The sequence below is a fragment of the Amycolatopsis sp. NPDC059021 genome (assembly GCF_042739895.1).
Classification (GTDB): domain Bacteria; phylum Actinomycetota; class Actinomycetes; order Mycobacteriales; family Pseudonocardiaceae; genus Amycolatopsis.
In genome coordinates this window covers 18,544-30,029 of sequence record NZ_JBHYIQ010000114.1, presented here as the reverse complement: position 1 = coordinate 30,029, position 11,486 = coordinate 18,544, and the positions used below count along the sequence as shown (strand labels likewise).

Below are 11,486 nucleotides of genomic sequence, written 5' to 3'. Positions count from 1 at the left end.
ATCTTTCCCCCAAAAATGGTGCTCGGGTTCGTACCCCCCCCCCATTTGCGGCTGGCGGTGCGACCCCCCCACCGCACGCCCCATTGAGGTCTTCTCAGTAGCGGTCCGGACGACGGCTGGTGTGACCTCTCGCGCTGGTCAACGGGGTCGCGAATGGCCCATTGGAGACGTTGAACGCCGTCGATGTCCCATTCGCGACGCTCCAGCGCCGGGTCCCATGTCCTGGACGCGCCGTTCGGGACGTTCAGCGTCCCCATCGCGTCGTTCGCGACATCCTCGAGCCGCCCGCGATCCGAGGGACGCCCTGGGTGCGTTCACCGCACCGAGGGACGCCCGCCGCCCCGCATGTCCTGAACGCGCCGTTCGAGACGTGCAGTGGCCGGGGCCCTCGTGTCCTGAAGGGGCGGCGGATTCATGCGATCGTTGCAACATGCTCTACTTAGGACAGTATCATGTTGAGTTTTTGCTTGGGGCTGAACCAGTCCAGGGTTTTGCGGGGGCGGTCGTTGAGCTGGTTGGCGACGGCGGTGAGGTCCTCGGCGGTGTGGACCGACAGGTCGGTGCCTTTGGGGAAGTACTGGCGCAGCAGGCCGTTGGTGTTCTCGTTGCTGCCGCGTTGCCAGGGCGAGTGCGGGTCGGCGAAGAAGATCGCCATCTCGGTGGCCAGGGTGATCTCGGCGTGCCGGGCCATCTCGGTGCCCCGATCCCAGGTCAGCGACCGTTTCAACGCCTCGGGCAGAGTCTGGATCGCGGTGATCATCGCGTCCCGCACGGCCACGGCGTCGTGCCCGTCGGGCAGGGGCAGCAGGATGCAGAACCGGCTGGTGCGTTCCACCAGCGTCCCGATCGCCGAGCCGTTGGCCTTGCCCAGGATCAGGTCGCCTTCCCAATGCCCGGGCACCGCCCGATCCTCGGCCTCGGCGGGACGTTGGCTGATCTCGACGATGCCGGGGATCCGCGACCGGCGCGCGCCGGCCTGGCGCCGCGGGCGGCGCAACGCCCGCCCTGTCCGCAAACATGCGGCCAGTTCCCGGCGCAGCGCGCCCCGGCCCTGCACATAGAGCGACTGGTAGATCGTCTCGTGCGACACCCGCATCTCCGACCGGTCAGGAAACTCCACCGGCAGCATCGCAGCGATCTGCTCCGGCGACCACCGATCCAGCAACCGCGCCTGCACCCACTCCCGCAACCCGAGATTACCGGCCAGCTTCGCCGTCTTCGGCCGCCGCGCCCGCACCCGCGCCGCCACCTCGGCCCGATGCGCCCGATACCCGTCCCGGCCACCGTTACGACTGATCTCCCGGCTCACCGTCGACGGCGTCCGCCCCAACCGGTCCGCGATCACCCGCATCGACTCACCCCGCGCCAGACCCAGCGAGATCTCCTCCCGCTCCGCCACCGACAAATACCGTGTCCCCAACGGGCGGGGCGCGTTACCGATCACCCCACCAGCATCGGCGAACCACCGCCTCCCCGTCTCATGCGACACACCCACCACCCGCGCCGCAGGCTTGGCCGCCACCCCCGCCCGCACCAACTCCCAAAAACACACCCGCACACCCCGCGGCAACACCACATTCGTCATCACAACCTCCGACCACAACCGGTGTTGCAACCACCCCATGAACCCGAGGGCCATTGAGGACGTTCAACGTCCTGAAGGGGCCCTTGGGGACATCGACGGGGCCCGGCGCGCGGCGGGCATGTCCCGAACGCGTTCGGTGCGCTGGACGCAACCAACGCCACATTGGGGCGCATGACCGCGCCCGGCCGGACCCCGGTCCTCGCTACTTGCCGAGGAGGGGGCCGAGCAGGTCGGAGACGTCGGCGCGGGGGAGTCCGGCCGCGAGCTTCTCCCCGGGCAGCCCTGCCGCGGTCAGCGCCTCGACGGCCTGGGGCAGGGGGAGGTGGTTCAGCCAGCGGGCCGTCAGGTCGTGGACCGCCTGGGCGGTCGGCTCGCCGTAGAGGCGGAACCGGCCGATGCCGCCGTCCGGGTGACTGTCGATCCGGACATGCGTGACCGGACGGCCGGCGGCGAGCCGGAACCGGTGGGTGGTGTCCGGCTGGAGCTTCGTCTCCGGCAACAGCGGGAACCACGCCGCGTCGTCGTCCGGCGACGCGGTCTCACTGTCCACACCGGACAGAGAGATGCGATCCGGCGCGTTGCCGAGGTAGTGCGTGGTGGTCACCTCCGCGACCAGCGGAGTCGCCGCGCAGGCCAGCGCCAGCACCGCCCAGTCGTGCCCGTCGTCGCGGCGGCGGGCGGTCTCCCAGCCGTCGGCCATGAACCGGGACTCGCCGGGCTGGAGCATGTTGGCGGGTGGCGAGAAGAAGCTGTCGCTGCACCGGAGCACGGTGCCGCCGTTCAGGGTCGCCGCGAGGTCGAACGGCAGCCCGGACAGGTCGCGGGGGTCGGGGACGACCTCGCCGTGCACCCGCAGCCGCGCGATTCCGCCGTCCGGAAGGATGTGCAGCCGGAGGTGCGTGACCCGCCGCGCACTGTCCACTGTGAACACGTTGTGCGTGCCGCCCGCGAGTGGGCTCTCCGGCAGCAGTTCGAACCACTCGGCGGCCTCCAGCTCTTCGACGCCGGGGTAGCCCTCGACGCCGGTCGCCTCGACGCGGCAGCGTTCCGGGTAGTTGCCGAGGAAGAACGAGGTGTCCACGTCGATCGCGCGCACGACGCCGGGGGCGCCGAGCCGGAGCAGCACCCAGTCGTGCCCGCCGGTCCTGCCGAAGCGCCTGCGAGTCTCCCAGCCGTCGTACTCCTGGCCCTTCGGGGTGAAGGTGTGCGGCCGGAAGACCGGGGCCTCGGCCTTGATGAGGTTTTCCTTGTCGGCGAAGAACTCGTCGCTGGCGGCCAGGACGGTGCCGCCGTGCGGCCGGGACGCGAGGTCGGGCAGGGTGGTCGGTTCGGTGATCATGTGTTCCTCTCTCGGGACAACAGAACTCCGGTGGGCTCGCCGTCGATCTCCCGGCCGCGCAGCCAGGTCCGGTGGACGACACCGTGCAGCCGCGCTCCGGCGTACGGTGTGATCGGGTGCCGGTGCCGCAACCCGCCGGCGTCGACGGTGAATTCCTCGTCGGGGGCGAAGGCGACGAGGTCCGCGTCGCGGCCGGGGGCGATCCGTCCCTTGCCGGACAGTCCCGCGAAGTCCGCGGGCGCGGTGGACATCCAGCGCACGACGGCGGAAAGCGGGAGCCCGCGGCGCCGCGCCTCGGTCCAGACCGCGGGCAGCCCCAGCTGCAGCGAGGAAACCCCGCCCCACGCCGCGCCGAACCCGCCTCGCTTCAGTTCGGGCGTCGAGGGCGAATGATCGCTGACCACGCAGTCGAGGACGCCGTCGGTCAGTCCTCGCCACAGCCGGTCCCGGTTGACCTCGTCCCTGATCGGCGGGCAGCATTTGAACTCCGTCGCTCCGTCCGGGATCCGTTCGGCGGCCAGCGTCAGGTAGTGCGGGCAGGTCTCGGCGGTGATCCGCACCCCGGCCGCGCGGGCGACGGCGATCCGGCCGAGCGCGGCGGCCGAGGACAGGTGCAGGATGTGTGCCCGCGCGGAATACCGCGTCGCGCGGTCGATCAAGCCGTCGATGGCTCGCTGTTCGGCCGATTCCGGGCGCGAGGCGAGGAAATCCGGGTAGGACTCGCCCGCCGGTGGGGCCGCGTCCAGTTCGCCCGCGTCCTCGGCGTGCACGATCAGCAGCGCGTCCATCTTGGACAGTTCGGCCAGCGCGGCGTCGAGTCCCGCCCAGTCCAGCGGCGGGAATTCGTCCACTCCGGACGGGGAGAGGAAGCATTTGAAGCCGAAGACACCCGCCTCGTGCACCCCGGCGAGGTCATCGAGATTGCCGGGGATCGCTCCGCCCCAGAAGCCGACGTCCACCACGCACTGCCCGGCCGCCGCCGCGCGTTTGACCGCCAGCGCGTCCACCGTCACCGTGGGCGGCAGGCTGTTCAGCGGCATGTCGAGGATCGTGGTGACCCCGCCCGCCGCCGCGGCCGCCGTCGCGGTGGCGAAACCCTCCCATTCGGTGCGGCCGGGCTCGTTGACGTGCACGTGGGTGTCCACCAGCCCGGGAAGCAGGGCGAGGCCGCCGAGATCGACGTCCCGCGCTGCGTCCACAGTGGAATCCCGGTCGAGTACGGCGGTGATCCGTCCGTTGTGGACGCAGATGGCCGCCGGGCGAGGGCCGCCGGGGGTGTGGACCTGGTCCGAACGCAGTACGAGGTCGGTCATGGGCTCCTCAGCCAGTCTTCGGCCAGCCGCGCGGACACCCTGGTCAGCAGCGGTCCGGCAGCGGCGATACAACGAGCCGGGTCCGGCTCGGCGTCGGTCAGCGCGTACGCGGCCTCGAAGCCCGAGTCCCGTAGCGCGGCAGGGGTGAGCAAGCAGCGGCCCGCGACCGCGACCACCGGAACGGCCGCCTTCCGTGCCTTCGCCGCGACTCCCGCGGGCGCCTTGCCGCGCAGGGTCTGCTCGTCGAGCGAGCCTTCACCGGTGACGACGAGCCGGGCGTCACGCAAGGCGTCGTCGAATCCGAGCAGTTCGGTGAGCAGCTCGATCCCGGGCCGCCTCCGCGCGTGCAACACGGCGAGCGCGGCGAATCCGACACCGCCCGCCGCGCCCGCGCCGGGGCGCGCCGCGTCCGCCGGGCCGGCGACCTCGGCCCAGCGCCGCAGCCCGTCCTCCAGTACCCGGATCGCGGCCGGGCCCGCTCCTTTCTGTGGTCCGTAGACCGCGGCGGCGCCGTGCGGGCCGAGCAGCGGGTTGTCGACGTCGCTCGCCAGCTCGATATCCACTTCGGACAGTGCGGGGTCCAGATCGGACAGTTCGAGGCGGTGCAGCTCACGCAACGCGGCGCCGCCAGGGGAAAGCTCGGCACCGGAGGAGTCGAGCAGCCGGGCGCCGAGCGCGGTCAGCAGGCCCGCTCCGCCGTCGGTGCAGGCGCTGCCGCCCACGCCGAGCACGATCCTGCGGGCACCGGATCTGATCGCCGCGGCGATCAGATCCCCGGTACCCGCGCTGGACGCGGTCAACGGCGCGGGCACGTCGCCGGGAAGCCGATGCAGACCGGACGCCTCCGCCAGCTCCACCACCGCGGTGTCGCCCGACAGCGCGAAGGAGGCGGTGATCCGCTGCCCGGTCGGTCCCCGCGCGGGTACGTCGACGCGGCGGAAACCGGCGGCGACCGCCGCGGCCACGGTCCCGTCGCCCCCGTCGGCCACCGGCAACGTGCGCACCGGGACGCCGGGGACGACGGAACCGATGCCTGCCGCGACGGCGTCGGCGACCTCGGTGGCGGTCAGTGAGCCCTTGAACTTGTCCGGCGCCACCAGGACATGGGACCCGCTCACGGTTTCTTCGTGCCGGCCCGGTAGGCGCGCCAGTCGCCGATCTCGGTGATGTCGGTGAGCTGGACGTGCGAGGTGTACGGACGGCGCAGCAGCATCGCGAAGGCCGAACTGCCGTCGGCGAGTTCGACTACGCCGAGTTCCAGCTCGTGGGGCTCGCTCGGCAGGACACGGTCCCGCAGGACGTCCATCGGCAGGTCGTACACCTCGCCGGACACCGCGGCTCCACCGTGCGATACCGGATAGAGCGCGGGGCAGGCGTCGCCGACGGAGTAGAAGCGGTACTTCGGCGCGGTTTTTGTTGCCGTGACGAGCGGGGCGTCGCCGATGAGGTGATGCAGCGGCTCACCCCGCATGGCTCCGCCGTTGAGGAACATCAAGGCCATTTCTCGCTCCTTACTTGAAGAGAGCTTCGATACCGGTGACACCGAAGTAGACACCGAAGATCAGCGCGAGCACGGTCAGCAGCCAGCCCGCCTCGCGCCACCGGCCCTTGCAGGTCTTGATCAGCACGAACGCGATGAGCCCGGCCCCGACGCCGTTGGTGATCGAGTAGGTGAACGGGATGACCGCGACCGTCAGGAATACCGGGATCACGTAATCCGCGTCGTGCCAAGGGATGTTGCGGCACTGGGCCAGCATCATCGCGCCGATCACCACGAGCGCGGGCGCCGCGGCCTGTGCCGGGACGACGTCGGCCAGCGGGGTGAACAGCAGGGTGGCGGCGAACAGCGCCCCGGTGACCACGCTCGCCAGCCCGGTCCGCGCGCCATCGCCGACCCCGGCCGCCGATTCGAGGAACACGGTGTTGGGGGAGGCGCCGCTGACTCCGCCCATGACCGCACCGGCGCCGTCGACGAGCAGGATCCGGCCCATCCGCGGCACCTTCCCGTCGCGGGACAGCCCGGCCTCGTCGGAGACGCTGGTGATCGTGCCCATCGCGTCGAAGAAGCCGGAAAGCACCAGCGTGAACAGGAACACCGTCGCCGCGATCGGCCCGGCCGAGACGAAGCCGCCGAACAGGTCGACGTGTCCGAACAGCCCGAAGTCCGGCGCCGCGAGCAGCCGGTCGGGCACCCTCGGCTCCACCAGTCCCCAGCCGGCGATTCCGAAGCCCTGGCTGAGCACGATCGCGAGCACGGTGGCCGCGCCGATGCTGATCAGTACCGCGCCGGGCACCTTCCGCGCGGTCAGCACGGTCATCAGCAGCAGCCCGAAGCAGAACACCACGATCGGCCAGCCGGACAGATGCCCGTTCAGCCCGAGCCGGACCGGCACGGTGGTGTGCGCCGCGTCCGGCGTCCGGGTCACGAAACCGGCGCTGACCAGGCCGACCAGCGCGAGGTAGAGGCCGACGCCGACGGTGATGGCGGTCTTCAGCGCCTTCGGGATCGCGTCCATGATCCGCTGGCGGATCCCGCTCGCGGCCATCAGCACGATGCAGACGCCTTCGAGCACGACCAGCCCGAACGCCTGCGCCCAGGTCATCGCCGGCGCCATCTGGAAGGCCACGATGCCGTTGATGCCCAGCCCCGCCGCCAGCGCGAGCGGGGCGTTGCCGATCAGTCCCATGAGGACGGTCATCACCGCGGCGGCGAGCGCGGTGGCGGTGGTGATCTGCGACGAGGTCAGCCGCGCGCCGGTGATGTCGGCCGACGCGCCGAGGATGAGCGGGTTGAGCAGCACGATGTAGGCCATCGCGACGAAGGTGGTGACACCGCCGCGGATTTCGCGGCCGACAGAGGATCCGCGGCCGCGGATCGCGAAGAGGCGTTCGAGCGGGGAGAGGCGGGGTGGGGTGGCGGGTACGCCGAGGCGGGCCTCGGGCTGGGTCCGGGTCATGCGTCCTTCCCTTGCCGGTGGGCGTGCTTCGCCGCGCCCCGCATGGCACGGGGCGTCGGTGAGCGGGACGTTTGGGTTTTTCTGGTGCTCCGGTCAGCACCGGTTTCGGCCAGGTTCTGGCGATTTCCGGTGGGTTTTCGGCTCAGTATTCGACGCGTGCGGTGTTGTCCAGCCAGGCCGCGAAGGGAACGAATCCGTCTACTGTGGACAGCCTGGCGACGGGTACGTCCCAGCTGTCCCTCGGCTTGTCGAAGAGCTCGTAGAAGGCGCGGTCGTCGAAACCGGCCTTGGCCGCGTCGTGGCGGTCGCCCGCGTAGATGACGCGGTCGATCCTGGCCCACAACGCCGAGCTGAGGCACATCGGGCAGGGCTCGCAGCTCGAAACGAGCACGCAACCGTCCAGTTTGAACGTTCCGAGTTCCTGGCAGGCCGCGCGGATCGCGGTCACCTCGGCGTGCGCGGTCGGGTCGAGGTTCGCCGTGACACGGTTGATGCCGGTCGCGACGATCTCGTGGTCGCGGGCGATCAGCGCGCCGAAGGGGCCGCCGCCGTTCGCGACGTTCTCGGTGGCCAGCCGGATCGTTTCGGCGAGCCAGCCGGTTTCGAGGTCGGTGTGCACGAGCATGGATACTCCAGGATCGGGTTCAGATGCCGGTGATGTGCTCGGGTTTGATCGGGACGCGCGGGAGCGCGAGGCCGGTGGCCGCGCGGATCGCGTTCGCGATCGCCGGGGTAGCGGAGATGGTCGGTGGCTCGCCGACGCCCCGGACGCCGTAGGGCGCGTGGGGATCGGGACGTTCCAGCACGTCCACGGTCATCGGCGGCATGTCGAGGATGGTCGGGATGAGGTAGTCGGTGAACGACGGGTTGCGCACCATTCCGCCGGTGACCTGGATCTCCTCCATGACCGCGAGGCCGAGGCCCTGCGCCGATCCGCCGTGGATCTGCCCGAGTACGGCGTCCGGGTTCACCGCCTTGCCGACGTCCTGCGCGCAGTCCAGCTGGACGACCTTGACCAGGCCGAGCTCGGTGTCCACGTCGACGACGGCGCGGTGTGCGGAGAAGCCGTACTGGACGTGGGCGTTGCCCTGGCCGGTTTCGGGATCGAGCGGGTAGGTCTTGCGGTGGTGGTATTCCCGGGTCTCCTCGACGACCTCGTCCCCGAGCACCTCCGCGAGGTCCGCCAGCACGACGCCGTCCGCGTCGGTCAGCTTCCCGCCGCTGAGGCTCAGCCCCTCCGGGGACACGCCGAGGCGGCGCGCGGCCAGCGCGTAGACCTGCTCGGCCACCGCGAGACACGCGTTCCGCACCGCGCCGCCGGTGATGTAGGTCTGCCGGGACGCCGAACTGGACCCGGCGTCGCCGACGCTCGTGTCGTGCGGGTGCAGGGTGACCCGCTGGACACCGAGTTCGGTGCGCGCGATCTGCTGCTGCACGGTGACCAGGCCCTGGCCGACCTCGGCTGCCGCGGTGTGCACCAGCGCGACCGGCTCGCCGCCGATCACCTCCAGCCGCACCCGGGCCGTCGAGTAATCGTCGAGCCCTTCGGCGTAGGAGATGTTCTTGATGGTCACGCCGTAGCCGACACCACGCACGACTCCCTCGCCGTGCGTGGTGTTGGCCGCGCCGCCGGGCAGTTGCAGGATGTCGGCGTCGGTGTTTTCCGGCGGCAGCGGCAGATCCCGGACCCGCTGGACGAGTTCGGCGACGGGCGCGGGGAAGTCGACCACCTGGCCGGTGACCGTCGTCGATCCCTCGCTCATCGCGTTGCGGACGCGCAGTTCGGCCGGGTCCATGCCGAGCGCGGCGGCCAGTTTGTCCATTTGGGACTCGTAGGCGTAGGTCGGCTGGACCGCGCCGAGCCCGCGCATCGCCCCGCAGGTCGGATTGTTGCTGTAGACGCCCCAGCCCTCGATGTGCGCGTTGGGCACGTTGTACGGGCCGACGCTCAACGTCGTGCCGTTGCCGACCACGACCGGGGTCTTGGAGGCGTAGGCACCACCGTCGAAATACAGCCTCGCCCGGACGTAGACCAGTTCGCCGTCGCGAGTCGCGCCGTGCTCGTAGTACATCCGGGCGGGGTGGCGGTGCACGTGCCCGAAGAAGGATTCCTCGCGGTTGTACGACATCTTCACCGGACGGCCGGTCCGCAGCGCCAGCATGCACGAATGGACCTGCATGCTCAGGTCCTCCCGGCCGCCGAACGCGCCGCCGACGCCGGACAGCGTCAGCCGCACCTTCTCCGGCGGCAGCCCGAGCGCGTGCGCGGTCTGCTTCTGGTCGACGTGCAGCCATTGCGTCGCGAGGTAGAGGTCGACGCCGCCGTCCTCGTCCGGCACGGCGAGTCCCGCTTCGGGGCCGAGGAAAGCCTGGTCCTGCATGCCGATCTCGTACACCCCGGAGACCACCACGTCCGCTTTCGCTTCCGGGTCGCCCTTGACGATGCGCTGGTAGCGCACGAGGTTGCCGCCCGGGTGCAGCTTCGGCAGCGAGTCATCGTGCGCGGCGCGTTCCGGGTCGGTGATCGGCTCCAGTACGTCGTAGTCCACCCGGATCTTCTTGAGCGCCTGCCGCGCGATCTCCGGGTGGTCGGCGGCGATCAGCGCGACCGGTTCTCCTTGGTACCGCACGAGATCTTCGGCGAGCACCGGGGTGTCCTGGTGTTTCAGGCCGTAGACGTTCTCACCGGGGACGTCCTCGTGGGTGAGCACGGCGTGCACACCGGGCGCGGCCAGCGCCGCCGAGACGTCCACGGCGAGGATGCGCGCGTGCGGATACGGGCTGCGCAGGGTGGCGCCCCACAGCATGTTCTCGTGCCACAAGTCGGAGGCGTAGGCGAACTCGCCGCGGACCTTGAGCGTGCCGTCCGGCCTCAGTGGACTGTCGCCGACTCCGCCGGAGATGGTGTCGGCCAGGTTCTGCGGGGAACGGGCGGGCGCGTTCATCGGACCCCCTCCTTGTCCCGGCGGCGGGTGGCGGCGAGCCGGACCGCCGCCAGGATCTTCTCGTAGCCGGTGCAGCGGCACAGGTTCCCGGCGAGCGCTTCCCGGATCTCCGGGTCGCTCGGCTCGGCGTTCCGTTCGAGGAGGTCGTGCGCGGCGACCAGCAGGCCCGGCGTGCAGAATCCACATTGGACGGCACCGGTCTCCGCAAAGGACTCCTGGACCGGGTCGAGCCGGTCGTCGTCGGCCAGCCCTTCGACCGTGCGTACCTCGCGGCCTTCTGCCTGGCCGGCCGCGACCAGGCAGGAGCACGCGGGGACGCCGTCGAGGTAGACCGTGCACGAGCCGCATTCGCCCTGCTCGCAAGCGTTCTTTGAGCCGGGGAGCCCCAGCCGCTCCCGCAGTACGTAGAGCAGGCTTTCCCCTTCCCAGACGTCGTCGGCCTCGCGTTTCTCGCCGTTGACGGTAAGGTTCACGCGCATGCCCGTCCTCCTCGGGTGTAGTCGGACCAGGCCCAGCCGAGGGTGCGGCGGGCCAGCACGGACAGCGCGTGCCTGCGATAGGCGGCGCTGCCCCGGACGTCGTCGATCGGCGACGCGGCCTCGGCGACCAGCGCGCCGAACCGGCGCAGCACCGAGTCCTTCAACGGCTGGGGAGAATCCCAGTCCAGTTCTCCGGCGAGGAACTCCTCGGCGGCGGTTGCCGCGCGGGGCGTCGGAGCGGCGGAACCGAGCCCGGTGCCGACGCGCCGCTGTGCGGGATGCAGGGCAAGGCCGAAGGCGCAGACCGCGATCACCATCGCGTTGCGGGTCCCGACCTTGCTGAACTGTTGCGGCCCTTCGGCCGGCGCGAGGTGGACGGCGGTGATCAGCTCGTCCGGTTCGAGCACGTTCCGCTTCACCCCGAGGTAGAAGTCCTTCGCCGCCACGATCCGGGTGCCTTTCGCCGAGGCGATTTCGACGTCGGCGCCCGCGGCGAGCAGGGCGGGGTGGCTGTCGCCCGCCGGGGACGCGGCGCCGAGGTTGCCGCCGACACTGCCCCGGTTGCGGATCTGCGGTGAGCCGACGGTGCGCGCGGCCATCGCCAGTCCGGGCAGTTCCGTGCCCAGTTCGGCGATGATCCGGGCGTAGGGCACCGCGGCGCCGATCCGGATCCGGCCATCCTGGCGGCCGTGCTCGTGCAGTTCGGCGACCCGGTTCAGATCGAGCAGGGCGGTGGGACGGCGATGGTCGAAGTTGAGTTCCACCATGACGTCCGTGCCGCCCGCGATGGGGACCGCGTCGGGGTGTTCCGCTTTGAGTGCCAGCGCTTCGGCGAGCGTGCGGGGTCGTAGAAAGTCCATTGTGGACG

10 protein-coding genes are annotated in these 11,486 nt (G+C 70.9%); all 10 read right to left on the bottom strand.

Annotation, left to right across the window (positions count from 1 at the left end; translation table 11 throughout):
- Positions 1-439: 439 nt before the first annotated feature.
- Positions 440-1,585 carry an IS30 family transposase gene (locus ACFWX1_RS41190; RefSeq protein WP_378395322.1) on the bottom strand — a complete coding sequence of 382 codons (1,146 nt, stop codon included), beginning with the start codon at positions 1,583-1,585 and terminating at the stop codon, positions 440-442.
- Between the two features lie 202 nt (positions 1,586-1,787).
- Complete coding sequence (alc, locus tag ACFWX1_RS41185; protein WP_378395321.1) at positions 1,788-2,924, bottom strand: allantoicase; 1,137 nt, start codon at positions 2,922-2,924, stop codon at positions 1,788-1,790.
- Positions 2,921-4,237 (bottom strand): allantoinase AllB, encoded by a 1,317-nt coding sequence (allB, locus tag ACFWX1_RS41180; protein ID WP_378395320.1) that lies wholly within the window; start codon positions 4,235-4,237, stop codon positions 2,921-2,923. The genes alc and allB overlap by 4 nt, the downstream gene beginning before the upstream one ends.
- Positions 4,234-5,355: a glycerate kinase gene (locus ACFWX1_RS41175; RefSeq protein WP_378395319.1), complete on the bottom strand. Its 1,122-nt coding sequence runs from the start codon at positions 5,353-5,355 to the stop codon at positions 4,234-4,236. The genes allB and ACFWX1_RS41175 overlap by 4 nt, the downstream gene beginning before the upstream one ends.
- Positions 5,352-5,738, bottom strand: coding sequence for a gamma-glutamylcyclotransferase (locus ACFWX1_RS41170; protein WP_378395318.1), 387 nt, complete (start codon positions 5,736-5,738; stop codon positions 5,352-5,354). Before ACFWX1_RS41170 ends, ACFWX1_RS41175 begins: the two co-directional genes overlap by 4 nt.
- 10 nt (positions 5,739-5,748) lie before the next feature.
- Entirely contained in the window at positions 5,749-7,194 is a 1,446-nt protein-coding gene (locus ACFWX1_RS41165) for an NCS2 family permease (RefSeq protein WP_378395317.1), read from the bottom strand.
- A 142-nt stretch (positions 7,195-7,336) separates the two neighbouring features.
- Complete coding sequence (locus tag ACFWX1_RS41160) at positions 7,337-7,819, bottom strand: nucleoside deaminase (protein ID WP_378395316.1); 483 nt, start codon at positions 7,817-7,819, stop codon at positions 7,337-7,339.
- Positions 7,820-7,838: 19 nt separating this feature from the next.
- On the bottom strand, positions 7,839-10,139 hold the full coding sequence (gene pucD / locus ACFWX1_RS41155; RefSeq protein WP_378395315.1) for a xanthine dehydrogenase subunit D: 2,301 nt from the start codon (positions 10,137-10,139) through the stop codon (positions 7,839-7,841).
- Positions 10,136-10,618 (bottom strand): (2Fe-2S)-binding protein, encoded by a 483-nt coding sequence (locus ACFWX1_RS41150; RefSeq protein ID WP_378395314.1) that lies wholly within the window; start codon positions 10,616-10,618, stop codon positions 10,136-10,138. Before ACFWX1_RS41150 ends, pucD begins: the two co-directional genes overlap by 4 nt.
- Positions 10,609-11,478: an FAD binding domain-containing protein gene (locus ACFWX1_RS41145; RefSeq protein WP_378395313.1), complete on the bottom strand. Its 870-nt coding sequence runs from the start codon at positions 11,476-11,478 to the stop codon at positions 10,609-10,611. The genes ACFWX1_RS41150 and ACFWX1_RS41145 overlap by 10 nt, the downstream gene beginning before the upstream one ends.
- Between the last annotated feature and the right edge of the window lie 8 nt (positions 11,479-11,486).

Coding starts and splice junctions, on each gene's coding strand:
- ACFWX1_RS41190 (WP_378395322.1), bottom strand. CDS start 1,585: ATGACGAATGTGGTGTTGCCGCGGGGTGTGCGGGTGTGTTTTTGGGAG.
- alc (WP_378395321.1), bottom strand. CDS start 2,924: ATGATCACCGAACCGACCACCCTGCCCGACCTCGCGTCCCGGCCGCAC.
- allB (WP_378395320.1), bottom strand. CDS start 4,237: ATGACCGACCTCGTACTGCGTTCGGACCAGGTCCACACCCCCGGCGGC.
- ACFWX1_RS41170 (WP_378395318.1), bottom strand. CDS start 5,738: ATGGCCTTGATGTTCCTCAACGGCGGAGCCATGCGGGGTGAGCCGCTG.
- ACFWX1_RS41165 (WP_378395317.1), bottom strand. CDS start 7,194: ATGACCCGGACCCAGCCCGAGGCCCGCCTCGGCGTACCCGCCACCCCA.
- ACFWX1_RS41160 (WP_378395316.1), bottom strand. CDS start 7,819: ATGCTCGTGCACACCGACCTCGAAACCGGCTGGCTCGCCGAAACGATC.
- pucD (WP_378395315.1), bottom strand. CDS start 10,139: ATGAACGCGCCCGCCCGTTCCCCGCAGAACCTGGCCGACACCATCTCC.
- ACFWX1_RS41150 (WP_378395314.1), bottom strand. CDS start 10,618: ATGCGCGTGAACCTTACCGTCAACGGCGAGAAACGCGAGGCCGACGAC.
- ACFWX1_RS41145 (WP_378395313.1), bottom strand. CDS start 11,478: ATGGACTTTCTACGACCCCGCACGCTCGCCGAAGCGCTGGCACTCAAA.